Raw genomic sequence first — 23,034 nt, 5'->3', positions numbered from 1 at the left:
GCGTGTCCGACAGCATGCTCACCGTCCATGTGTTTGCCTGCAGCGGGCGCTTCGTCAGCCGGGAAGCGCTGCAGGCTTACCTGTCGCCCAGGTACACGCAAGATGGCGCTGAACTGCCGCCGCCCTTCTTCCTGGAAACGGGCCTCACGCACTACGAGCCTGCGGGTGTGGAAAGCACGCTGCTGGCCTCGCCCGCGCCGCTGGTGCAGTTGCTCGATGGCATCTCGTATGGCGACAGCTGGCTGGCGCAGGCCTGCGCGGACGCAGACGCGCAGGGCTTGCTGGCTGACACGAGCGTGTGCGTGTTTGCGCCGAATCAGCTGGCGCACCCAGAACGCAGTTCGCTGCACCATGTGGGCAGCTATGCTTATGCTTATGGCGATGGCTGAGCGTCATCTTTGCGCTCTTCGTGTAATAGCTTGTTGACGCTGGCCAGCAGGCTGGTGCCCGACGTGGTGATGAAACGGGCGCCTGCCGCCTCCGCTTCCGTGCCGTAACTGGCGAGCGTATCCTTGCTGCAATACACGATGATGGGCAACGCGGGCTGGGCCAGCCGCACTTCGCGCACCGTGTGCACGCCCGCATCCTTGATGCGGTGGCGGTTTTCCACCCGTGCCATGTCCGTGATCAGCAGCGCATAGTGCTTCTGTTGCAGCATGGCCAGCGCCTGGCGCATCGATACGGCCTGGTCGACCTTGATGTTTTCCCGTTCCAGCTGTTCCAGCAGCAAGGTATTGTTGCGCGGATGGTCGTCCAGCCAGAGCACCAGGCTGGACGGCTTTTGCGCCGTCGGCGCGCCGGCCAGGGCCGTGACTGCCGCTTCGCCATCGGGCGGGTGGGCCAGCAGCAGCTGCGTAACGGCTTCTTGCATGTCGTCGAGCGACTTTTGCTGCAAACGGCTGAGTTCCGTCACTTCGATTTCCTTGCCGCTTTCCAGGCGCACGGATTCATTTTTGACAAGGCTGTCGGCGCGCTTGATCATGATGGACAGGTAAATGCGCGTGAGCAGGTAGCCGATCAGGAAACCATGCACGGAAAAGAACAGCATGATGCCGCCCACCACCGCCATGGCCGTGGGCGTGTTCGTGGCCAGGCTGGGCGCGATGAAGGCGGTCATGCTGCGCGCGCTGCCGGGCAGGCTTTTGAGCTCGATCAAACCCACGCCGACGATGATTTTCGTCAGCCAGTCCGACACTTCCACCAGATTCGAATTGATTTCCATCGGCGTGGGCGTGCCCAAAAACAGGGTATTGCTGGGGGGGCCGGCCGCCGTCTCGGCGTTTGCTGCGGGCGGTTCGTCCGGGGGCTGGCCCTTGCCATTGGCCCGCTCGTCGGGCGGTGCCACGTTGACGGTGCCAGAAGGCAGGCTGCGCGGTATGCCGAACAAAAAGCCCAGCAGCATGCCGCTGACGCAAAAGCCCAGGCTCCACAGCAGTGCCGGCACGGCGTGGTAGTACGGCGGCAGCACCGCGCCCGCCAGCACGGCTAGCAGCCCCGCCAGCAGGATGAACAGCAGGATATACGGCAGCACGTCGCGCTTGCGCGCGGCCGCCGTGGAGGTTTTGCTCGCCTTGCCGGCGCTGTCGCTCAGGTCCACGCTCGCTCCTTGAAGAATGCTGAATCCAGGTACCTGGCCTGCCGCGTATATATCTCGTAGGAGCCCATACTCACATCATAAAAAGAGGAGACGCGATGCGATTGAGAAAACGCAAACAGGTGGCAGCTTGTGCACTGGTATTGTTAAGCATGGGGCGCCAGGTGGCGGCGCAAGCGCCAACCGAGGCCGCCACCGTCGCCGACGCAGCGCGTACCGTGCGTGTGGCGGGCCACTACGATAACGCCGTCGGCACCTCGGACGCGGCCAGCCAGGGTGTCATCACGACGGACTTGATCATCAACCGGCCCGCCTTGCGCACGGGCGAATTGCTGGAATTCGTGCCGGGGCTGATCGTCACCCAGCACAGCGGCGACGGCAAGGCCAACCAGTATTTTTTACGCGGCTTTAACCTCGACCATGGCACGGATTTCGCCACCCATGTCGATGGCATGCCCGTCAACATGCGTACGCACGCGCATGGACAGGGTTATTCCGACCTCAATTTCCTCATTCCCGAGCTGGTGCAGCGCATCGACTACAAGAAGGGCCCGTATTTCGCCGGCGAAGGCGATTTTTCCTCGGCCGGCGCGGCGCGCATCCGCCTTGCCGACAAATTGCCGCAAGGTCAGGCTAGCGTGTCCGTGGGCCAGCACGGCTATGTACGCGGCGTCGTTGCCGATTCATTTAATGCAGGACAAGGCACCTTGCTGTACGGTCTGGAAGTAAACCGCAACAATGGCCCCTGGGACGTGCCGGAGCGCGTGCGCAAAGTCAGCGGCGTGCTGCGCTACAGCGAGGGCACGCCGGACCATGGTTTCAGCGTGACGGCCATGGCCTACAAAAACAGCTGGAACGCCACGGACCAGGTGGCGCTGCGCGCAGTAGCGTCCGGCCAGATCGGCCGTTTTGGCTCGCTGGCGCCCAGTGATGGCGGCGATACCTCGCGCTACAGCTTGTCGTACGCCTTGCGCCAGCGCACGGAAAACCGACTGTTCGAACTGGACGCGTATGTGATCCGCTCGCAGTTGGAACTCAACAGCGATTTCACCTACTTCCTGGCTAACCCGGCCACCGGCGACCAGTTCCAGCAAAGCGAGCGGCGCACGGTGGCGGGCGTGAACGCCAGCGAAAGCTGGACCACGGAGCTGGCGGGGCTATCCATGCGCAACAAGCTCGGTGTGCAGGCGCGTGTCGACCATTTGTCGCCCATCGGCCTGTACAGTACGGTGGAGCGGGTGCGGCAGGGCACGGTGCGCGAAGACCGCGTGCGTGAGGCCAGCCTTGGCCTGTACGGCGAAAACACCGTGCAATGGCTGCCCTGGCTGCGCTCCGTGGCGGGCTTGCGCTACGACGCCTACCGTTTCAAGGTCGACAGCAGCGTCGACGGCAACAGCGGCACGGCGAATGACCATGTGGTGTCGCCCAAGCTGTCATTGATCCTTGGGCCGTGGAGCAAGACGGAGTTTTTTGTCAATTATGGCAAGGGATTCCACAGCAACGATGCGCGGGGCACGACGCAGGCGCGCCTGCTAGACGGCACGCCGTCCACGCCCGTCACGCCCCTGGTGCCGACGAAAGGCATGGAACTGGGGGCGCGCACGGAGTGGCTGCCGGGCCTGCAAAGCTCGCTGGCTCTGTGGCGCCTCGATCTCGCGTCCGAATTGCTGTTCGTGGGTGACGCGGGCGAAACGCAAGCGAGCCGCGCCAGCCGCCGCCACGGCATCGAGTGGAACAACCACTATATAGCCGCGCCGTGGCTGCTGTTCGACCTGGACCTGGCCGCCTCGCGCTCGCGTTACACGGAACATGATCCGGCCGGCAACTTCATTCCTGGATCAATTGACAAAGTGGCATCGTTTGGCGTAACGGTGACGGACCAGGGCCCGTGGTCGGGCGCTTTCCAGCTGCGCTATTTCGGCCCCCGTCCCTTGATCGCGGACAATAGCGTGCGTTCAGCTTCCACCACCCTCGCCTATGCGCGCTTGGCGTATCAGCTCAACCGTAAGACGCGCATCGCGCTGGACGTGTTCAACCTGTTCGATAAACGCGCCAGTGATATCGACTATTATTATGCCTCGCGCCTGCCCGGCGAGGCGGTGGAGGGCGTGGATGACCGGCATTTCCATCCGGTGGAACCCCGTTCCGCGCGCCTGACCTTGTCATATGCGTTCTGACAGCGGTATGCTGCGGCATGACAGATCATGTAGTAAATACCAGTAAATTTCTTTCCCTCATACTGCGCCACGCGCCAGAAAAAATCGGTCTCGCGCTCGATGCCCAGGGCTGGGCCGATATCGGCCAGCTGCTGGCGCAGGCGGGCAGCCATGGCCGCGCCATTTCGCGTGAGCAATTGCAGGATGTGCTGGCTTGCTGCCGGGATCGCGCAAGCACGTGCACCTGTCTGCCAACGGCGAAACGGCCGTGGCCGTGGGCGCGCGCCATGGCAAGCCCGTCGTGCTGACGGTGGATGCGGCCGCCATGCAGGCGCAGGGCCAGGTGTTTTACGTGTCAGACAACGGTGTGTGGCTGACGCAGGCCGTGCCGGCGCGATTTATCGGCTTTCCCTGATTAATGAATGAGGCCTTTCGCCCTGGCTTGCCCCTGGCGCTTGCGGAGCCAGATCAGCACGCCTATCACGCTCAAGCCCGCCACCAGCAGGCCCATGGCGCAAATGAACAGCTTGAAGGGCCAGCCCCACATCGAGGCCATGTGCAGGGCGCTGATCCAGCTGCGGATGGTGTCGCCGCTGGCCGCGCCCGTGGGCAACCAGGTGGCCAGCTGCCGGCCACTGGCCGCGTCAAAGAAGACGGTGGTGAGGCCCTTGTGGGCGCGCACGTCGCGGCTGCTGCGCACCAGGTAGCTGTACACGCCCAGTTCGCGTTCATATGCCAGCGCGTTTTCCTCGATGATGGCAAAGGCGTGCTGGCGCGCCAGCTGCGCCATCAACAGGCGGCCCTGTGCGCGCGCCGCTGGCCAGTCCAGCTGCGGCCCCGGCGACGGCGTATGCCGCGCCACCACTTCCTCGGCCCCCTGGTGCGCAAACAGGGGCTGCATGACGGCCGCATACGCGCCATACAGGTTGAAGGCGACGCCGCTCCAGGCAAACATCAGCAGCATGGCCCACAGCCACAGGCCGCCCGCGCGGTGCAGGTCGAACACCAGTTTATAACTGCCACTGTAGCGGCGCAGCAGCCAGGACGGGCGCCAGCGCTGCAACCACGGCCTGCTGCCCGGCGCGCGTTTTTTCAGGCGCGCGGGGAAGGTCAGGGCGGCGCCGATGAAGCAGTCGACCGTCCACACGATGGCGATCAGGCCGAAAATCAGCAAGCCCGTGTCGCCCAGCGCCAATGCGTAATGCAGGCGCTCGATGAAGGGCAGCAGGTTGATGGCGCCCTGGCCGATCTCGCCCCAGCGCCGCTGGCCCAGCACGGCGCCCGTGTACGGATCGACAAACACTTCGTTGCTGGCCAGCGGCGCGCCGCCAGACGGCTGCAGGTAAAACACCATGCTGTGGCCGGGTGGCGCCGACAGCGGCGCGTAGCTGACCTGCGCCTGGGGAAAGCGCGCGGCGACGGCCTCGCGCAGTTGCAAGGCGTCGAGCGGCGCGGCGCCTGGCGCGGGCGGCGCCACGCGGAAAACGGCGGGCAGCAGGGCCGCCTCCAGTTCATCCTTCCACGCCAGCGCGCTACCGGTGACGCCCGCCACGATGAGGAAGCCGGCCATCAGCAGGCCGGCATAGCGGTGCAGGACCGCCAATGCAGGCCGCATTTGCAGCGATGGCATCAGAAACGATACATGGCGCTGACGTTGGCCGTGCGTGCGGCGTTGCGGTAGCACAGGCCAGGCAGGTAACCGCAGTCATACAGGGTCTGCTTGTTGAGCACATTGTTGACGTTGAGGGAAAACTGCCACGGCCCGCGCGACACGCCCAGCGCCGCATCCCACTGCGTCAGGCCGCCGTTGCGTATGTTCAGGTTGTTGCCGTCGGAGTTCGAGCGCATGGCGCCGAGGAAACGCATGCCCAGCGCCGCATACGCGGGCAGGGCCGTGCCCACGTTGAACGACTGGCGCGCCCAGGCCGAGGCGCTGTGGCGCGGCGCGCCCGATTGCTGCAAGCCCAGGTCGCCGTTATTGCTCTTCCTGACCTGCGTATCCAGGTAGGTGTACTGGGCAATCAGGCTCAAACGGCTGGCGAACTCCGTGCGCACTTCCAGTTCCAGGCCACGCGAGCCCACTTGGCCCGTTTGCTGCAAGCGGCCAGGATTGGCGATGTCGGAGGTGGTGACATTGTCGCGCACCAGGTCGAACACCGCCGCCGTGTAACTGGCGCGCTGGCCCACGGGTTCGTAGCGCACGCCCGCTTCGAACTGCTTGCCGCGCGACGGCTTCAAGGCGTCGCCGTTTGCCGTGATGCCCAGTTCGGGCGAGAAAGAGGTGGCGTAGCTGACATACGGCGCCCAGCCGCCATCGAACAGGTAGACGGCTCCCAGGCGGCCCGTGGTGGCTGATGGCGACTGGTGGTAATCGGGTTTGACGCTGCCGCTATCGAGGTCGGTGACGTCGCGCGACTGCGTGGCCTTGTCGCGGCGCAGGCCCGCCGTCACCACCCAGCGGTTCCATTTCATTTGATCTTGCGCATACAGGCCCAGCTCGCGTGACGGTGCGTCCGCGCGCGTGGGCGCCTTGGCCGCCACCAGCGGCTGCTTGCCATACACAGGCTGGTACAGGTCGAGCGGCTCGATAAAGCCTTTCTGGTGGCGGTAGTCGTCCGTGTTGCGGATATTCGCGTAATCGACGCCCAGCAGCACCTGGTGCGTCAAGCCGCCGGTGGCAAACTGCGCCTGCAGCTGCGTATCGGCGAACAGGCTTTTCGACGCCGTATCGACGGGCATGAAATAGCGCTCCACCGTGCCATCGTCATTCAGGCCCAGCGGGAACATGTCCGTGCGGTCGTTCTTCAGGCGCGTGTAGCGCAGGTTCTGGCGCAGCGACCAGGTGTCGTTGAATTTGTGCTCGAATTCATAGCCCAGCATGGTGTTGCGGCGCTTGAAGCGGTTATCGTCGCCCATCAGGTTGACACCCGGATCGACCTGGCCGCGCGAGCCAGGCCGCAGCAGCTGGTTGGGAAACGCGTACTGCTGGTTGTCTTGCTCGTAGCGTGCCAGCATCGTCAAACGCGTGGCGGGGCCCGCCTGCCAGGTCAGCGAGGGCGCAAAATACAGGCGGTTGTCGCGGTCGTGGGCCAGGCGCGTATGGGCTTCGCGGCCCAGCATGACGACCCGGTAGCTCCAGGCGCCTCGCGCGTCCAGCGTGCCGCCCACATCGGCTTTCAGCTGGCGGCGCTGGTAGCTGCCGTACTCGACGCCCACTTCGCGCACGGCGTCCGCGCTGGGGCGCTTGCTGACGGCGTTGACCATGCCGCCCGGCGGAATCTGTCCGTACAGCACGGAGGCGGGGCCGCGCAGCACTTCCAGGCGTTCCAGTCCATATGGCTCGATGGAGGCGCCAAAGGTGCGGCCCGAATTGCGCAAGCCATCCTGCAGGATGCCGTTCGTCTCGATGGTGAAGCCGCGCAGCAGCGAGGAATCGTCGCTGCCCAGCGGGCGCTGGTTCGGCGTCACGCCGGCCGTGTAGCGCAGGGTTTCATCGAGCGACTCGGCATTGCGGTCGCTGATTTCATCGGCCGTGACCACCGACACGGATTGCGGATTTTCATTCAGGGCCGTGTCGGTCTTGGTGGCGGAGGCCGCGCGCCGCGCCACATAGCCGCGCACGGGGCCCGTGGCCGTTTCGCGTTCGCTGCTGGCATTGATGGTGATGGCGGGCAGGGTGGCGCTGGCCTGCGCCCGTGCCGCCTGTGCGCCTGCTGGTGCTGGTGCGGTCTCCGCCCGCAGCGCATATGCGCCGTTGGCACCCTCCACCACGCGCACGCCCTGGCCGCGCAGCAGTTCCTCGAAACCCTGGCGCACCGTGTAACTGCCTGCCAGGCCGCCGCTGCGCTTGCCCTGCAACAGGGCCGCATCGGCCGACAGTTCCACCCCGGCCGCGCTGGCGAACGTGGTCAAGGCCCGCTCCAGCGAGCCGGCGGGAATCGCGTAGGGGCGCTTGGCTTGCGCATTGTCCGCCGTCTGGGCGCGGGCTGTCGGCGCCGTGATGGCCAGGGCACTCACTGCGGCGCCGGCCAGGAACAGGGCCTGGATGGCGGCGGCGAGGGGACGTGGACCCAGCTTGTGCGCGGGTGTGGTCAGGCGAGGGGGCATGCTGCAAATCCTTGGAAAGTGGCAGGAAAAAATTGCTTCTTCCCGTATTCCGAACGAAAAGCCAAAACCCTCAACGTTTTTTCATTTATTTTGCATGTATTTTTCAGGAGGCCTGGCGCGGCCCCACACTGACCCAGTAGCGCGTGCGATAGCTGAGCCGCACAGGCAGGCTCAGGGCCAGGTTGGCCAGCGAGCGGTCCGTGTCGCGCAGCGAATACACGCCCGTCACGCGCAGGCCGGCGATGGACTCGTCGCAGCGCAGCACGCCCTGGCGGTAGCGTCCCAGCTCCGCCAGCAGCTCGCCCAGGGGCATGCGCTCGGCCACCAGGCTGCCATTCGCCCAGGCGGCGGCGCTGTCTTCCACCTTGCCGATGTCCTGCACCGCATGGCGCGTGTAGCCGGCGCGCCGGCCCGCCTGCAGGTGCACTGGCGCTGCGCTGTCTTGCGACGGCTGCAGTGCCACGGCGCCCTGGAACACGGCCACCTTGCTGGCGTCATCATCGAGGCGCACGGAAAAGCGCGTGCCCAGGGCCGTGGCCGTGCCATGCGGCGTTGCCACCAGCAGCGGACGGTAGGTGGACGTCGCTTCGTGCGCGCTGGTGACAAGGATGGCGCCCGCGCGCAGCACGATGCGCCGTTCGCCGGGGCTGTAACGCACGTCGATGGCGCTGGCCGTGTCGAGCACCAGTTGCGTGCCGTCGGCCAGCACGACGGCGCGCGTCTCGCCCACGGCCGTGCGATAGTCGCTGGCGGCGCGCTGCCATGTCGCTGTTTCCTGTCCCAGCAGGGCCGTGCCGCCGCCCGCCGCGATCAGGCCCAGCAACTGCAAGGCGCGTCGACGGCCGGCGGCATGCCCTGCAAGGGCGGGCGCTGGCGCCAGTGCGCCACGCGCCACCTCGCGTGGCAAAGCCTCGAATTGCCGGGCGAAGCGCTGCAGCCGGGCCCAGGCCCGCTCGTGCTCGGGGTGGGCGGCGCGCCAGGCGGCGCAGGCGTCGGCATCGGCCGCGCTGGCGTCTTCCGCCCACAGCCGCGCCATCCACTCGGCGGCGCGCTGCAGCACGGCGGGGGCGATGGGCGGGGTGTCTGACTGGAGATTCATGCGCATTGCGCCATGCAGCAGGCCAGCAGCGCGCGGGCGATGTATTTTTCCACCGACGAGATGGACACGCCCAGCCGCGCGGCGATGTCGGCGTAGCCCATGCCTTCGAGCTTGCACAGCAAAAAGGCAGCGCGCACTTTAGCGGGCAGGCTGGCCAGGATGGCGTCGATTTCCAGCAGCGCCTCGACGATCAGCGCGCGCGTTTCCGGCGTCGGCACGGCCGCTTCCGGCTGCGCCGCGATGGCGTCCGCGTAGGCCGCCTCGATATGCCGGCGGCGGAACAGGTCCACTACCAGCCCATTGGCGATCTGTGCCAAGTGCTGGCGCGATTCCGCCGGTCCGGGTGCGCGGCCCCGCGAGAGGATGCGCAGATATGTGTCGTGCGCCAGGTCGGCCGCGTCGCAGGCGTTGCCCAGCTTGCGGCGCAGCCAGCCCTGCAGCCAGCCATGGTGGTCGTTGTAGAGCACTTCGATTTGCCGATGCAGTTCCAGTTCGGGGCCTAGCATGTAACCTTTCCATGCCATGGTCCGCGGGACGGTGTGGCCTTGATGCGATTGAGAATTGTTCGTATTGTAGCCCGATTGCCTGGACTTGTGGCCCGGCAGTGGCGGGCCAGCAACGCTACACGGCAGCCATCAAGCTGAAATCAGCTTGATATCGGCAACTCTTTCCACCAGCCACACGCACGCCACCAGCGCGATGGCCAGCGAGCCGACCGTCAGCACCTGTCGGTACAGCCAGGTCTTGCGCAGCAACCAGGCGACGGGCAAGAAGGCGGCGACGATGGCCAGCTGTCCCAGCTCCACACCCACGTTGAAGCCCAACAGGCTGGCCAGCAAGGAGCCCTGGGGCAAGCCCAGGTCGCGCAGCACGCTGGCAAAGCCGAAGCCATGGATCAGGCCGAAGGCAAAGGCGGCCAGGGGCCGCTTGCCGCGGAACAGCGGCAGCAGGTTGTTCAGCGCGGCCAGGATCACGGAAGCGGCGATGGCCGACTCCACCCAGCGCGATGGCAGCGATATGAGCGACAGGCTGGCCAGGCTCAAGGTGATGGAATGGGCCAGGGTGAACGCCGTGACGACTTTCAGCACGTCGACAAAGGCCGCCTTCAAGCCGTGCTGCTGCTCGCGCAAGCCGGGCAGCAGCACGGCCGGCAGCAGCAGGGACAGCAAAAACAAAATATGGTCGTAACCGATCCAGATATGCCAGATGCCGTGTTTGACGTAGGCGCCGAACTGCGCCAGGCGCTCCGGCGCGGCCAGGGACAGCGTCTGGCGCGGGTTGTCCGGGTCGAAGATGGCCGTTTGCGTGGCGCCGTCGCTGTTGATCTTGAGCAAACCCTTGTGCTGCGGGTCGAGGTCGGCGAACAGGCTGTAGCCGACGTGTACATTCGCCAGTGCGCCACCCGGGCAAGCGGCCTGGAAGCGCAGCACGTTGTAGGCGCCGTCCGTGTGGTGGTCGATCAATTGCTCGACAGCTATCAACGGGCAGGCGCCCTGGTCGCTGGCCACCTGCAGGCGCTGTAGCGCGTAGGCGGCAATCGCCTCGTGGCGCGCGCGGATTTCATCCCAGGTCAGGGCGCCGTCGCCGTTGCCATCGAGGCCGATGGCGAAATCGAGGTCGCGCAGGGCGATATCCCATTGGCCCTCGATCTGCTGGCCGTGCACGCTCAGGCTCACATAGCTGTCGCTGGGCTTGTGCGCCTGCGCGGGATGCATCCAGGCGCAGAACAGGAACAGGCACAGGACGAAGCGGGCGTTCACAGCGCCCCCGCTTTCTTCGCTGCGCTGATTTTCGCGCCATTCCGCGGCGCCAGCTGCCTGACGAGGCGCTGCAGTGCCGCGTCTTCCACGCCATGCGCCGCGATCCAGGCCAGCACCGGCTGGGCCGCGCCTTGATTGCGTGCCGCCAGGGCCGCTTCCAGCAAGATGCGCATGTCGGGCACTTCCTTCTGGATGGCCCAGTTTTGCTGCGCCAGCTGCAGGGCAGCGGGAATATCTTGCTGCAGGAACAGGGTGTAACGGGCTTGCTCGCGCTGGTGTACGGTGTCGCCACGCTGCATGGCGGCATAGAAGCGGGCCGCCAGTTCTGCTTTTGCCGCCAGGAAGGCCGCCTGCCGGCCGGGCAGAGATTGCAGAGCCAGCGCGTAACGCAGCAGCAGGGCGTCGATGCGCTGCTGGTCTTTCAATAAGGTGACGACTTCCTGCGGGCGCCGCTGGTCGAGCAGGAAATCGGCGTAGGCGCCCAGCAGATAGCTGTCGCGCGGCTGCTGCGCCAGCGCCTGCTTATAGCGCGCTTCAGCCAGCGCCAACTCGGCGCGCCGCGTGGCCATTTCCGCCAGCAGGGTCAGGGCCCAGCTTTCCAGCTCGGGCGCCGCGCCGGCGCTTCTCTGCAAGGTCAGGTCCAGCAAGCGCTCGCTGCTGGCGGCGCGGCCCGTGACGCTGGCGACGTTCGCAAGGCAGGTGACGGTGACCAGCTGTGTTGTCAAGGCTGACAGGCGGGCGCAAGCCGCCGTGGCCTGCGCGTAATCGCCCTGCACGGTGAGCACGGTGGCGCGCGTCAGCCAGGCCTGGCCGTTTTGCGGCTGTTGCGCGATGACGGCATCGAGGTCTTGCAGGGCGGCGGCGAAATGGTGGGTGCTTTGCAAAATGGTGGCACGCAGCAGGCGTACGGGGACGGGTGGCGCTGCCTGCCGCCACCAGGGCGCCAGCGCCGCTTGCGCATAGCCCAGGTAGCGCGGGTCCGTTTCGCTGCGCGCCAGGGCAATATAGCGCTGCGCCAGGCCGGTGGCCAGGGCCAGGTCGCCTGGCGTGGCATTGAGCTGCTGGCGCAGGCCGCACAGGGCGACCTGCGTGGCATCGGCGCGGCGCGCCAACTGTTCGATGACAACGCTGCCATCTTTCGGCGTGTAGGGCGCGGCCAGTGCCAGCGCGGGCAGACAGGCGCATAGCAGGGAAATCGGTGTTTTCATCGTGGACGCCGTCGACGGTAGAGTGGGGCAGCAAGGGCGCCGGAGAACGCTGTCTCCGGCGCCCGCACTTAGTTACTGCGCGTTACAGCGGGACCGGCTCCGTGTTTTCCGGAGACGTCGCCATGATGGCGTCGATGCCCACGCCGTCCTTGTCATCGCTGGTGGTCAGAATGACGTTGCTGACGGCCACATAAAACGCATCGAGCAACACCACGGGGGGCGGCGTGGTGCCACCATTGTCGCCGCCGTGGCTACTGCTACCGCCGCCGCAGCCAGCCAGCAGGGCCGTGAGCGCCAGGGCGCCGATTACATAGAACTTTTTCATCGCATTCTCCTGGTTGACTTACAGCTGTGGCGAACCGGCCACGGGTGTTTTCAGATAAGGGAAACCTGCCGTGAACGCCGTTTCGTCGAGGAAAGCGCCGTCCGTGAAATGCAGGGCGCCGGCGGGCGCATCGGCCGGGGCGCAGCCGATGTTCAGCGTGCACAGCTTGCCCATGGCTACGCGCAGCACCACGTCGACCACGTCGTCGCCGGGGCGGCGACCGTTCGGAAAGCCCGCGTTATCGCCGCCGATGACGCCGAGGCGGTTTTGCGCACCGACGTTGGTAGCGGCGATCGACGTGTTCAGGCGCAGCATTTCCGATGCCGTCACGGTGACGGGCTGGTTCACGCCCTTGATGCCCGTGAGGAAAGTGGCCACCAGGTCGTTGCGGGGGAAATTGGTCGGCGCCTTGGCGCCTGCCGAGCCGAACAGCACCTCCACCAGGGCTGGCGCCGTCGGGTTGGTGACGTAGTCGGCAAATTGCGCATCGCCCGACGGCTTGCTGGCGTTGAAGCGGTCCTTGTCCTTCAGGCCGATGACCAGTTCATTCACCAGCGGCATGCCCAGGCGCGACACTTGCACCCACGCGCCGCCTTCCTTCGACGCTGCGGTGGTGCCCGGTGCCGGGTTCAGCAAACGTCCCTGGCGCAGGCTGGCCGTGGTCCAGCCGCCGATGACGGGGTCGCTGCCGGCCGTCAGGCAGGCGGTCGACACTTCCATCTCGATAGCCGTGACGTTTTTCCGCGCCAGGTCATCCTTGGCTGCCGATTCCGCGTTGGCCGCAAACTCCGTGGCGGGCGCCTTGATGTTAATCAAGTCAAACGTTTCGCCCAGGTTCACCACGAAAGGGTCCTTGCGCTGGCCGACGAACAGGCGCGCCGGCGTGGCGCAGCCGGGGATGTTGACGGCGTACACATGCTGCGCGGCATACCCGGCATAGTTGGGAATGGCCTTGTTGCCGATGTTGTCGACGGGCTTGTCAAAGGTCGTGCCGCCGCCCGTGGCGTTGGTGACGCTGCTGCGCGTGCCCGTGCGGCGGTCGCCCCGCACCACTGTCACGCTGTAGGTTTCGCGCACGTTCAGACCGGCCGGGTTGACGCTGTCGATGGCGCCGCCGTTGATGACCAGCGGAATCGAGACTTTCTTGCCGCCTACGGTGAACTGGCCATCCTTGATGGTGTTGGTAAAGCGAAACTGGAAAGTGAGGTCTTCCTTGCCGTCGCCATTGTTGTCGATATGGATTTCATACAGGGCGTTGGGATCCATGGCGAAATAATTCGGCCCGCCGTAGGCGTCTTGCAGGGGAATATAGTCGGCCACGAGGGTGGTGTAGGCGCCACGGCCCGCTTCATAGCTGCGGAACATATAGAAGTCGGTGGCGTCGACTTTTGGGGTTTGCGTGATGAATGGCGCTTCGCGGTGGCTGGAAGCGTAGGCCGCTGGCGCAATGGCCAAGGTTATGGATAAGGTGAGCAGGTTGCCCAGGAGGGCGGTGCCCAGTGCGGTTTTCGAGTGTGACAATGACATTTCGATTCTCCCAATATTTTTTCGCGTTGACAGACAAGTCCAAAAAACTGCAGGCTGCCTGACTTATACGAACGGGGGGAGAAAACGGATTCACTCTTTGGCCAGCGGGTGCTGGCTGCCTGTCACCATGCTGCGGGATTGATCACGCCTATGGCCATCAGCGCCGGTTTGCAAAATAAATATCCCTGCATCAAGTCGATGCCCATCTTCTTCAAGCAATCGCGTTCGCCGGCCGTTTCGATGCCCTCCGCCAGGATTGTAATGTTGAGTTCCTTGCAAATGGCGATGATGCCCCTGACGATTGCCTGCTTGGGTGCGCTTGCCTCGATGCCGCGCACCAATTCCATGTCGATCTTGATGATGTGCGGCTGATATTCCGCCAGCAGGCTCAGCCCCGCGTAGCCGGCGCCGAAATCGTCGATGGCCGTCTGAAAGCCGAAGCGGCGATACTCATGAAAGATGTTGACGAGGTGAGGCCGGTCGCGCACTTCTTCGCCCTCGGTCACCTCGAAGATGATGCGGCGGATGGGGAAATTGTATTCGCGCGCCGCGGCTAAAGTGGCCTGGATGCACGCCTCTGGGCGGTACACGGCATTCGGCAGAAAATTGATGGACAGATATTCCTGGATGCCCAGCCGGGCTGCACCCTGGATGGCGCGCACGCGGCAGGCCTGGTCGAAGACATAGCGGTTTTCATCATTGACCTGGGACAAAATCGAGTATGCCGATTCGCCGTTGAGGCCACGTACCAGTGCTTCATGGCCAAAGATCGAGCGCGTGGACAGTTCGACGATCGGTTGATAGGCAAAGGTGAAGTCGAAGCCCAGTGGCTCGGTGTCCCGGCACTGGCTGCAGCCTGCCTTTTTCCCGGCTTGGCCTGATGTGTTGCTAGATGAGGTCATGGTAGCGCTAGCCTCTGATGATAAATGTACGAGTGGTATGCAGCAGTTATACCACGGCCTGCCGCCGGTGGAACGCTTTTCTGGTGCACAGAGAGTGACGCGAGACTATGTCCGGGTGAGAAAGGAACAAGCGAGGCGCCCGAGATGCCAATGCAATGTGTAGTAAGCTGGTGCCTCCTGATTTCCCGCATGCATAGCCATGACCGAACCGTCCGCCGCCGCGTTGTCCCCCGAAGCAAATCCCTGCGACAAATCGCTCCGCCGCTGCTCGCTGTTCGCCGCCTGCGGCGCGCATGCCGTGCATGACGGCTTGACGGACGTTATCTACGTGCTGCTGCCCATCTGGCAGGCGCAGTTTGCCATCAGCTACGCCATGGTGGGCCTGCTGCGGGGATCGTACTCGGGCATGATGGCCGCTTTCCAGTTGCTGGCCAGTCGCCTGGCCAGGCGCTGGGGACGCGAACGCATGCTGGTGGGCGGCACGGCGCTGGCCGGGGTCGCTTACCTGATCGCGGGGCAGGCGGGCGGCCTGGCCGTGCTGCTGTTTGCCTTGCTGCTGGGCGGCCTGGGCGCCAGCACGCAGCATCCACTGGCCTCGTCGATCGTCACCGATACGCACGAGGCGGGCGGCGGCGTGAAGGAGGCGTTGTCGCACTACAACTTTGCCGGCGATATTGGCAAGACCCTGATTCCCGCACTGGTGGGCTTGCTGTTGCTGGTGTGCAGCTGGCAAGCCAGCGTCTCACTGCTGGGACTGCTTGGCCTGACGGCGGCCGGCTTGCTGTGGTGGCTATTGCCGAAACCAGGCGAGTTGCAGGCCGGCACCAAGAAGGTGGGCAAGGGCATCGCGGGCAGCGGCTCGAAGGCGAGCTTTCGTGCGCTGCTGGCCACGGGTACCCTGGACAGCGCCGTGCGCATGGGCTTTCTGACTTTCTTGCCATTCTTGCTGAAAAGCAAGGGCGCAGGCACGGCCGGCATCGGCGTGGCGCTATCGCTGCTGTTCGTGGGTGGCGCCTTCGGCAAGCTGCTGTGCGGCTATCTGGGCGCGCGCATCGGCATGATGAAAACCGTGTGGCTGACGGAATCGATGACTTCCGTGCTCATCGTCGTGGCCCTGTGGCTGCCCCTGGCTGGCATCATGGCCACGCTGCCCTTGCTGGGGCTGGCGCTGAACGGCACCTCGTCCGTGCTGTATGGCGCGGTGCCGGAACTGGCCGCCCCTGGCAAGCGCGAACACGCGTTCGCCCTGTTCTACACGGGCAGCATCGGCGGCGGGGCGCTGTCGCCCGTGCTGTTCGGCGCGCTGGGTGACCATACCAGCGTGAACGCAGCCTTGCTGGCGCTGGCGGTAGTCTTGCTGCTGACCTTGCCGCTGGCGTGGAAAGTACAGCGGGGCTTGGCGCACGGTGGCGCCCCATCGTCTACACTCGCCGCATGAAAAATTTTGAAAAGCGGCGCGACCGCTACGACTTGTTCCGGGCGTTTGACAATCCCCTCGTCAACATCAACTTTCAGCTCGACGTGCCGGATTTCCGGCCCTGGTGCAAGGAACGGAAAATCCCCGTATTCCACTTCTTCCTGTTTTGCCTGCTCAATACTGTCAGGGAGATCGACAACTTCATGTACCGCATCTACCAGGACGAAATAATCAAGATCGACGATTTTCCCGCCTCGTACACCGTCATCAACGGCGACGATAACCTCAACTACACGCGCTTCACGATGACGGACCAGCTCGATATATTCATCGCGCGCAGCCGGGAAGCGAAACGCCTCGCCGAAGCCAGCTCCGCGCTGATCAATACGGGCGAGGGCGAAAGCGAGCGCGAGCAGCGCAACAATATTTTTATCACCTGCCTGCCGTGGCTGGATATGGCGGCCATCGAGCACCCGATCTACCGCCACCGCGACGCCGATATCCCGACTTTTACGTGGGGCAAGTTCGGCCCCGCGCAGGCAGATGGCCGCATGCGGGTACCGTTTTCCGCGCAGGCCCACCATGGTTTTGTCGACGGCTACCATGTGCAGAAACTGGCGCAGGCGCTGGACAAGCGCATCGCCGCCATCATTGCCTAGTTCGACAGATAGTCGCTGGGCGCCTGCCCCAGCACGCGGCGGAAGGCGGCCGTGAAGGCGCTGGGGCTGGCATAACCGAGATCGAGCGCGATGCGGGTGACGGCTTGTCCTTCGGCCAGACGCGTGATGGCCGCCAGCAGGCACGCTTGCTGGCGCCATTGGGCAAAGGCCAGCCCCGTCTGGGCGCGGAACTGGCGCGTAAAAGTGCGCCGGCTCATGCCGGCCTGGGCCGCCATCGCGTCCAGGTTGCTGTCCAGGCTCGGTTGCCGCAGCATGTCCATGCACAGCCGCGCCAGCCGGGGTTCCTGCGGCAGGGGCGCGCTCAGGGGCAAGGGCCTGGCAGCGGCAATCTCATCGAGTAGCAAGGCCATCAATCGTCCGGCGCGCGACGCTTCCGCATACAAGGCTTCCACATTCACGGCCTCGGCCAGTAGCGCGCGCAGTAACGGCGTCGCTTCCAGCACCTGGCAATCGGGCGGCAAGCCTATCCTGGCGATGGCGGCTTCTTCAATGAAGACATTGTGCATGGTCACGGCGCCATGCATGCGCATGCCGTGGGATAGCCGGGCCGGTACCCAGCAGGCCCGTTGCGGCGGCACCAGCCAGTTGCCGTGTGACGTGTGCACGCTGATGACGCCCCGCGCCGCATAGGCGAATTGCCCGCGCGCGTGGTTGTGGCTGGGGAAAATGGCGCCGGGGGCATAGTCGCGTGCGGTGGCGATCACTGCGCGCGGCACTTCCGTATAAAAATCATTCATGGCCTGTACTCTACAGTATTTGACCTGCTATCGCAGGCGGGCCGCTCGATCTCCCCTTACCATCCACTCTTTTTCAGGAGAGTGTATGCACAATACCTATCATCGCGTGGGCCATGGTCCCCACGCCGTCATCGTCCTGCACGGCTGGTTTGGCGACGCGCACGCGTTTGCGCCGATGGAAGCGGCCCTCGATGGTAGCGCTTTCAGCTATGTCTTCATGGACAATCGCGGCTATGGCGGCATGCGCGGCGCGGCGGGTGAATATTCGATGGAAGAGGTCGCCTGCGACGCGCTGGCGCTGGCCGATGCGCTGGGCTTTGCCACTTTCAGCGTGGTGGGCCATTCCATGGGCGGCATGGCGCTGGAACGGCTGGCCTTGCTGGCGCCCTTGCGCTTGCGCAAACTGGTGGCAGTGGCACCCGTGCCCAGCTGCGGTGTGGCGTTCGACGGGGTGGCGCGGCAACTGTTTCTCGACGCCAGCGCGAACGTGGATGCGCGGCGCGCCATCATAGACCGCAGCACGGGCGGGCGCTTGCCCTCCACCTGGCTGGACTGGAAGGCGCAATACTCGTGGGAAAGTTCGGATCCAGCGGCGTTTGCCGCCTATTTTCTGGCGTGGAGCGGGACGGATTTCAGTGAAGAAGTCAAGGCGGCGCGCGTGGCACTGCCTTTGCTGGCGCTGGTGGGGGAGCACGATCCGCGCTTCGATGCGTGCCTGATGCACCGCACGTATCTGGCATGGTACCCGCAAGCCAGGCTGGAAGTGCTGGCCAATGCGGGACACTATCCGATGAATGAAACGCCGCTGGCCCTGGCGGCCAGCATCGAGGCGTTTTTATCAGTGGAGTGACGTTACGCCGCCTTGGCTCGCAGGCGCAGCAGGCTCAGGCCCAACAGCACGAAGGCACCGCCCGAAATGCGGTTGAACAGCTTGGCGCGGCCCGGCGTGGCCAGCTGGGTTTTCAGCAGGCGCGCCAGGTTAGCATAGAACAAATGGGCCAGCATGGCGCAGGCGACAAACGAAGTCGTCAGCACGGTGAACTGGATGGCCACCGGTTCACCCGGCGTGATGAATTGCGGAAACAGGGCCGAAAAGAACAGGATGGCCTTGGGATTGGTCAGCGCCACCGTCAAGCCTTGGCGGAAGAGTTTCCAGAATGAGTTAGGATTGGCCGCGCCAGGCGCCACAGGCGCATCGGCCACGATGCTGGTCTTGCTGCGCCATTGCTTGATGCCCAGGTACACCAGATACAGGGCGCCAGCCAGTTTCAGCAGCATGAAGGCCGTGGCCGAGGTGGCCAGCACGACGCCCATGCCGGCCATGGCCACGCCGGAAATGATGAACAAACCAAAGCCATTGCCCATGCTGCTGATCATCGCGCGGCGCGGGCCGACGGCGATGGCATTCGAGATGGCCAGCAAGACGGCCGGGCCGGGAGAAAACGTGACGAGCAGGGCGACGCTGCAGAAAAGCAGCCAGTTCGAGAGATGCATGGGTGTTCCTGGGTGGGGCCGGGGCCGGATTGAGAGTCAAAACACCTATATTGTACGAAGTTTTCGGCGCCCGCGTCAGTCGCCCCGGTTTAAGTCAGGCTCAGCTTCAGGCTCAGCTTCAGGCAAACAGGCTGGCGACTACATGGTTAATGACTGCGCCACCGGCGATCAGCCAGCAGAACAGCAGGCCGGCCAGCAGCAGCGGCTTGATGCCGGCGCGGCGGATGGCCGACATGTGCGTCGTCAAGCCCAGGGCCGCCATGGCCATGGCCAGCAAGGCCGTGTCGAGCTCAGTGATGGTGGCCACGGTGCTAGCGGGCAGCAGGCCCAGCGAATTGAAGGCCACCACGCCGATAAAGATGAAGGCGAACCAGGGAATGGCCAGCTTGGCCGCCTTGTCGTGGCTGCCTCCTATGGCCTTGCCGCGCGCCAGCACCGCCGACAGGATCACAAGAAACGGAGCCAGCATCATCACGCGCACCATCTTGGCGATCACGGCCGCATTCGCCGCCTCTTGCCCGATCGACTTGCCGGCCGCCACCACCTGCGCCACTTCATGCACGGTCGAGCCGATATACACGCCGAAGGCGGCAGGCGTGGCGCCCAGCACCTGCCAGCCCAGATTCAACTGGTACAGCAAGGGGTACAAAAAGATGGCGATGGTGCCGAACACCACGACGGTGGAGACGGCCACGGTAACGTCTTCGCTGCGCCCTTTCACGACGGGTTCCGTCGCCATTACGGCCGCCGCGCCGCAGATGGAACTGCCCGCGCCGATCAGAATGGCGCAGTTGCGTTCCAGCTTGAACACCTTGGTGCCGAGGAACATCGCCAGGCCAAACGTGGACGCCAGCACCAGCGCATCGATGGCGATGCCGGCCAGGCCCACTTGGCCGATATCCTGGAAAGTCAGGCGGACGCCATACAGGATGATGCCCAAGCGCAATAACGTCTGCTTGGAAAAGGCCACGCCCGCGCCGCAGGTGGGCGCCAGGCGGCCATACACGCTGTTGCCCAGCACAATGCCCAGCATGATGGCCAGGGTCAGGGCGCTCATGCCATGGCTTTGCATCCATTCCAGCTTGCCCAGCGCGATGGCGCCCCAGGCGATGACACCGCTCAGCACCAGGCCCGGCAGAAGGCGGCCATAGCGGTCGCTGAAACTTGTTGTGTTGTTTGTTGAGAGGGATGACATGCCGTACTCCATGGTTCTTGGTTCGTATGGCATGACTGTACAGCTCGCCGATTAAATGGTAAAACAGATTATTTTTGTATATTTAACTAATTAAATAGGTAGATTTGATGGCCTTAACTTTGCGGCAACTGCAGATTTTCCTGGCCGTGGCGGACACGGGCAGCACCAGCGCGGCGGCCGAACACATTGCGCTGTCGCAATCGGCCACCAGCGCTTCCCTGAATGAACTGGAAACCTTGCTGGGCGCGCAACTGTTCGACCGCGTGGGCAAGCGATTGCTGCTCAACGACAATGGCCGCCTGCTGTTGCCGCAGGCGCGGCAGATGCGCGACGGCGCCGCCAGCATCGAGCGCCAGTTCGCGGGTGCCGACCCGTCCGTGCCCGTCAGCCTGCAAATCGGCGCCAGCACGACGATAGGCATCTATCTGTTGCCGCAGATCCTGGCCCAGGCGGCGCAGCAATACGGGCGCAGCATTCCCCAGGTGACGATTGCCAACACGGCCGACATCGCCGCCGCCGTGGCGGAGTTCCGTGTCGATATCGGCCTGATCGAAGGGCCGTGCCACGAAGCGGGCTTGCTGGTGGAGCCGTGGCTGACGGACCAGATGCTGATCGTGGCCGCGCCCACGCATCCTCTGGCGCAGCTGCGCCATCTGCTCAGTTTTTCGGAATTGAACCAGGCGGGCTGGCTGCTGCGCGAAGCGGGCTCGGGTACGCGCGAAGCGGTAGAGCAGGCGCTGGTGCCGTATCTGCACTATCTGCGCCCGGCAGGCGAATTTAGCAACTCGGAAGCGATCAAATATGGCGCGGCGGCGGGGCTCGGTATCGCCTGCCTGTCGCGGGTCGTGGTGGCCGATTTGCTGGCCAGCGGGCAACTGGTGGAACTGGAGACCATGCTGCCGCCATTGGCGCGCAACTTTTACCTGATTCGCCAGTCCAAGAAGATACTCTCGCCCCGTTTGACGGGTTTTCTGGAATTGTGCCGCCACGCTACACGCATGGCGGGGTAGGTCTGCACGGTTTCATTTTGGCCGTGGAGCTGGTAATGCCGCATCGGGCGGCGCCAGCGTGCCTGCGCGCAGCCGCTTGACGGCTTCGGCCACGGCGCGCGCCACGTTGCGCACTTCTTCTTGCATATTGGTATCGCGGTCCAAGGTCTCATGGCTTTGCGCATAGCTGTCGTAATAGCCGATGTAGCGGTCCAGTCGTGATTTCGCGCCCGCATCGACCAGGCCCATCCAGTCCAGCCAGTCCGACAGGCCCCGCCGCACGCCTTCGATGCCGGCCACGTCGCCATGCACGACGAGGCCATATGCGCGCCCGGCCAAGTGTTTCGGGTAATTCCAGCCTTGCAATTCCAGGGCCTTCGCTTCCAGAGCTTTCTTGCCGTGCGTGGACGTGGGGTCCGGGTTGCCGCCGTCGGCGCAGACGAGCCGGTCTATCATCAGTTTCAGCACGCCGGGCGTCTGGTACCAGTACACGGGCGTGAGGATGATGACGGCATGCGCAGCCGTCCAGCGCTCGTAAATATCCGCCATCCAGTCATTCGTCTGGCGTTCGCCATGGTTCGGGTAGCAGCTGCACGGCCAGTGGCACAGGGGCATGGCCGTCGAGACGCAACCCTTGCATGGATGAATGTGCAAGTCATACGCGGAGGTCAGCAAGCTCAGATCCAGCACGTCCGCCTCGATGGCGTCGGCCTGCAGCTCTTCTTTCGCCCATTGCGTCATGCGCCAGGTCTTTGATATTTCGCCAGGGCAAGAACCGTCGTTGCGTGCCGCGCCGCAGATCAGCAGCACGCGCGACGGCGTGGCGGGATATTTCTGGCGCGCCTCGGCGGCCAGCAAGCGGTCGCGCGTGGCGATCCACTCCATGGATAGCTCGTAGTCGGGATCGATAAAACCCGGTCCGGCCTTTTGCGTGACGGGTGCCTTGCGGCCATCCTGGTAATTCTTCCACGCCACTTCTTCCACCTGCACCAAGGCGCCGCGCACGGCGTCGAACGTGGGGTCGGCAAACGAGCGGATGAATTGCAAATGGAATTCGACCCTGCCCAGCGGCGCGGGCGCCTGGCCCTGGCGCGGCTGGGGAGTGGCGGAAGGGGTGGAAGGGGTGGAAGGGGTGGAAGGGGCGGCCATGGCTTCTCCTTGTGGTGACAACGCCATCCTGCTGGAAGACCGGCCACTGGTCTGTGCGCTGAACAACTGTGCAGCGGCGGCTTGCTAAATTCCCTTTTATGGGATAAATTTCCATATATGGAAAATTTGATGCTGAGTGATCACGATACGGAGCAGCGGCTGGCGGCGCGTTTAAAGCAGTTGCGCGTGGAGCGGGGCTGGTCGCTGGACCAGCTGGCCGGTGCCAGCCAGGTCAGCCGCGCCACCTTGTCGCGCCTGGAAAACGGCGACGTCAGCCCGACCACGGTCGTGCTGGGCAAGCTGTGCGCCGCGTATGGCCTTGCCATGTCGCGCCTGCTGCGCATGGTGGAAGACGACTTCGCGCCCCTGCTGCGGCGGGCCCAGCAAAGCGTGTGGACGGACCCGGAGACTGGATTCCGACGCCGCTGCGTTTCGCCGCCGTCGCGCGCGCTGGCCGGCGAAGCGCTCGAATGCGAACTCGGCGCTGGTGTGACCATCACCTACGCCGCCTCGCCGCGGCCCGGCATGGAACACCATCTGTTGCTGCAGGACGGCAAGCTGAATGTGACCGTCGATGGCCGCTCACACGCCTTGCAGGCAGGCGATTGCCTGCGCTACCAGCTGCACGGCGCCAGTGCGTTTACGACGCCGCCGGACAGCGGCGCCCACTATTTTTTGTTCATTGTTTGAGGTTG

At 64.6% G+C, this 23,034-nt stretch carries 23 protein-coding genes; 9 read left to right on the top strand and 14 right to left on the bottom strand.

All coding sequences use genetic code 11. The annotated features are described in order from the left end of the window. Positions 1 to 2: 2 nt before the first annotated feature. Complete coding sequence (locus ACQ4W7_RS03825; RefSeq protein WP_426071318.1) at positions 3 to 389, top strand: immunity 22 family protein; 387 nt, start codon at positions 3 to 5, stop codon at positions 387 to 389. Here ACQ4W7_RS03825 and ACQ4W7_RS03820 read toward each other — a convergent pair. Continuing rightward, positions 374 to 1,597 carry a response regulator gene (locus ACQ4W7_RS03820; RefSeq protein WP_426071317.1) on the bottom strand — a complete coding sequence of 408 codons (1,224 nt, stop codon included), beginning with the start codon at positions 1,595 to 1,597 and terminating at the stop codon, positions 374 to 376. The two genes, ACQ4W7_RS03825 and ACQ4W7_RS03820, sit on opposite strands and share 16 nt — an antisense overlap. Before the next feature lie 95 nt (positions 1,598 to 1,692). Here ACQ4W7_RS03820 and ACQ4W7_RS03815 point away from each other — a divergent pair, with 95 nt between their 5' ends. From ACQ4W7_RS03815 to ACQ4W7_RS03805, 3 genes are read left to right on the top strand one after another with little or no spacing between them, the layout of a single operon-like run. After that, positions 1,693 to 3,771 (top strand): TonB-dependent receptor, encoded by a 2,079-nt coding sequence (locus ACQ4W7_RS03815; RefSeq protein ID WP_436528560.1) that lies wholly within the window; start codon positions 1,693 to 1,695, stop codon positions 3,769 to 3,771. Positions 3,772 to 3,788: 17 nt separating this feature from the next. Continuing rightward, a complete protein-coding gene (locus ACQ4W7_RS03810) occupies positions 3,789 to 4,058 on the top strand; it encodes an RNA 2'-phosphotransferase (protein WP_436528558.1) in 270 nt (89 codons plus the stop codon). After that, entirely contained in the window at positions 3,965 to 4,165 is a 201-nt protein-coding gene (locus tag ACQ4W7_RS03805) for an RNA 2'-phosphotransferase (RefSeq protein ID WP_426071314.1), read from the top strand. The genes ACQ4W7_RS03810 and ACQ4W7_RS03805 overlap by 94 nt, the downstream gene beginning before the upstream one ends. On the opposite strand, the gene ACQ4W7_RS03800 is transcribed toward ACQ4W7_RS03805, so the two are convergent. The 9 genes from ACQ4W7_RS03800 to ACQ4W7_RS03760 form a co-directional block, all read right to left on the bottom strand. Further along, entirely contained in the window at positions 4,166 to 5,380 is a 1,215-nt protein-coding gene (locus ACQ4W7_RS03800; RefSeq protein WP_436528556.1) for a PepSY-associated TM helix domain-containing protein, read from the bottom strand. Beyond that, positions 5,380 to 7,857 carry a TonB-dependent siderophore receptor gene (locus ACQ4W7_RS03795; RefSeq protein ID WP_436528554.1) on the bottom strand — a complete coding sequence of 826 codons (2,478 nt, stop codon included), beginning with the start codon at positions 7,855 to 7,857 and terminating at the stop codon, positions 5,380 to 5,382. The genes ACQ4W7_RS03800 and ACQ4W7_RS03795 overlap by 1 nt, the downstream gene beginning before the upstream one ends. 103 nt (positions 7,858 to 7,960) lie before the next feature. Beyond that, positions 7,961 to 8,956: a FecR domain-containing protein gene (locus tag ACQ4W7_RS03790; protein ID WP_436528552.1), complete on the bottom strand. Its 996-nt coding sequence runs from the start codon at positions 8,954 to 8,956 to the stop codon at positions 7,961 to 7,963. Further along, positions 8,953 to 9,462 carry a sigma-70 family RNA polymerase sigma factor gene (locus ACQ4W7_RS03785; protein WP_436528550.1) on the bottom strand — a complete coding sequence of 170 codons (510 nt, stop codon included), beginning with the start codon at positions 9,460 to 9,462 and terminating at the stop codon, positions 8,953 to 8,955. Before ACQ4W7_RS03785 ends, ACQ4W7_RS03790 begins: the two co-directional genes overlap by 4 nt. A gap of 129 nt (positions 9,463 to 9,591) precedes the next feature. Next, positions 9,592 to 10,716 (bottom strand): HupE/UreJ family protein, encoded by a 1,125-nt coding sequence (locus ACQ4W7_RS03780; protein ID WP_426071309.1) that lies wholly within the window; start codon positions 10,714 to 10,716, stop codon positions 9,592 to 9,594. Then, positions 10,713 to 11,924 carry a tetratricopeptide repeat protein gene (locus ACQ4W7_RS03775; RefSeq protein WP_436528548.1) on the bottom strand — a complete coding sequence of 404 codons (1,212 nt, stop codon included), beginning with the start codon at positions 11,922 to 11,924 and terminating at the stop codon, positions 10,713 to 10,715. The genes ACQ4W7_RS03780 and ACQ4W7_RS03775 overlap by 4 nt, the downstream gene beginning before the upstream one ends. An 82-nt stretch (positions 11,925 to 12,006) precedes the next feature. Then, positions 12,007 to 12,249: a hypothetical protein gene (locus tag ACQ4W7_RS03770; protein WP_426071307.1), complete on the bottom strand. Its 243-nt coding sequence runs from the start codon at positions 12,247 to 12,249 to the stop codon at positions 12,007 to 12,009. A gap of 18 nt (positions 12,250 to 12,267) precedes the next feature. Beyond that, positions 12,268 to 13,776 carry a DUF4331 domain-containing protein gene (locus ACQ4W7_RS03765; RefSeq protein ID WP_426071306.1) on the bottom strand — a complete coding sequence of 503 codons (1,509 nt, stop codon included), beginning with the start codon at positions 13,774 to 13,776 and terminating at the stop codon, positions 12,268 to 12,270. A gap of 122 nt (positions 13,777 to 13,898) precedes the next feature. Then, positions 13,899 to 14,678, bottom strand: a complete 780-nt coding sequence (locus tag ACQ4W7_RS03760; protein ID WP_426071305.1) for an EAL domain-containing protein — start codon at positions 14,676 to 14,678, stop codon at positions 13,899 to 13,901. Between the two features lie 199 nt (positions 14,679 to 14,877). On the opposite strand from ACQ4W7_RS03760, the gene ACQ4W7_RS03755 reads away from it, so the two are divergent. Together ACQ4W7_RS03755 and ACQ4W7_RS03750 are read left to right on the top strand one after the other, a co-directional pair. Beyond that, on the top strand, positions 14,878 to 16,116 hold the full coding sequence (locus ACQ4W7_RS03755) for an MFS transporter (protein WP_436528545.1): 1,239 nt from the start codon (positions 14,878 to 14,880) through the stop codon (positions 16,114 to 16,116). Next, on the top strand, positions 16,113 to 16,754 hold the full coding sequence (locus ACQ4W7_RS03750) for a CatA-like O-acetyltransferase (protein ID WP_436528543.1): 642 nt from the start codon (positions 16,113 to 16,115) through the stop codon (positions 16,752 to 16,754). The genes ACQ4W7_RS03755 and ACQ4W7_RS03750 overlap by 4 nt, the downstream gene beginning before the upstream one ends. Here the strand turns inward: ACQ4W7_RS03750 and ACQ4W7_RS03745 are convergent. Continuing rightward, entirely contained in the window at positions 16,751 to 17,512 is a 762-nt protein-coding gene (locus tag ACQ4W7_RS03745) for an AraC family transcriptional regulator (RefSeq protein WP_436528541.1), read from the bottom strand. The genes ACQ4W7_RS03750 and ACQ4W7_RS03745 overlap by 4 nt on opposite strands. Before the next feature lie 85 nt (positions 17,513 to 17,597). Here ACQ4W7_RS03745 and ACQ4W7_RS03740 point away from each other — a divergent pair, with 85 nt between their 5' ends. Beyond that, the gene (locus ACQ4W7_RS03740) at positions 17,598 to 18,362 is read left to right on the top strand and encodes an alpha/beta fold hydrolase (protein WP_426071301.1); all 765 of its coding nucleotides are present in this window, start codon (positions 17,598 to 17,600) and stop codon (positions 18,360 to 18,362) included. A 2-nt stretch (positions 18,363 to 18,364) separates the two neighbouring features. Here ACQ4W7_RS03740 and ACQ4W7_RS03735 read toward each other — a convergent pair whose 3' ends face one another. Both ACQ4W7_RS03735 and ACQ4W7_RS03730 read right to left on the bottom strand, forming a co-directional pair. Then, positions 18,365 to 19,006 (bottom strand): LysE family translocator, encoded by a 642-nt coding sequence (locus ACQ4W7_RS03735; RefSeq protein WP_436528539.1) that lies wholly within the window; start codon positions 19,004 to 19,006, stop codon positions 18,365 to 18,367. A gap of 118 nt (positions 19,007 to 19,124) precedes the next feature. After that, a complete protein-coding gene (locus tag ACQ4W7_RS03730) occupies positions 19,125 to 20,201 on the bottom strand; it encodes a YeiH family protein (RefSeq protein ID WP_436528537.1) in 1,077 nt (358 codons plus the stop codon). 107 nt (positions 20,202 to 20,308) lie between these two features. Between ACQ4W7_RS03730 and ACQ4W7_RS03725 the strand changes: the two genes are divergently transcribed. After that, the gene (locus ACQ4W7_RS03725) at positions 20,309 to 21,211 is read left to right on the top strand and encodes a LysR family transcriptional regulator (RefSeq protein WP_436528535.1); all 903 of its coding nucleotides are present in this window, start codon (positions 20,309 to 20,311) and stop codon (positions 21,209 to 21,211) included. A gap of 12 nt (positions 21,212 to 21,223) precedes the next feature. Here ACQ4W7_RS03725 and ACQ4W7_RS03720 read toward each other — a convergent pair whose 3' ends face one another. Further along, the gene (locus ACQ4W7_RS03720) at positions 21,224 to 22,339 is read right to left on the bottom strand and encodes a flavodoxin family protein (protein WP_436528533.1); all 1,116 of its coding nucleotides are present in this window, start codon (positions 22,337 to 22,339) and stop codon (positions 21,224 to 21,226) included. Positions 22,340 to 22,468: 129 nt separating this feature from the next. Here ACQ4W7_RS03720 and ACQ4W7_RS03715 point away from each other — a divergent pair, with 129 nt between their 5' ends. After that, on the top strand, positions 22,469 to 23,029 hold the full coding sequence (locus tag ACQ4W7_RS03715) for a helix-turn-helix domain-containing protein (RefSeq protein ID WP_436528531.1): 561 nt from the start codon (positions 22,469 to 22,471) through the stop codon (positions 23,027 to 23,029). The last annotated feature ends 5 nt before the right edge of the window (positions 23,030 to 23,034 follow it).

Origin of the sequence: Janthinobacterium algoris (genome assembly GCF_051380935.1) — a bacterium.
Classification (GTDB): Bacteria; Pseudomonadota; Gammaproteobacteria; order Burkholderiales; family Burkholderiaceae_D; genus Janthinobacterium.
This window is presented reverse-complemented; position numbering and strand designations above follow the sequence as displayed.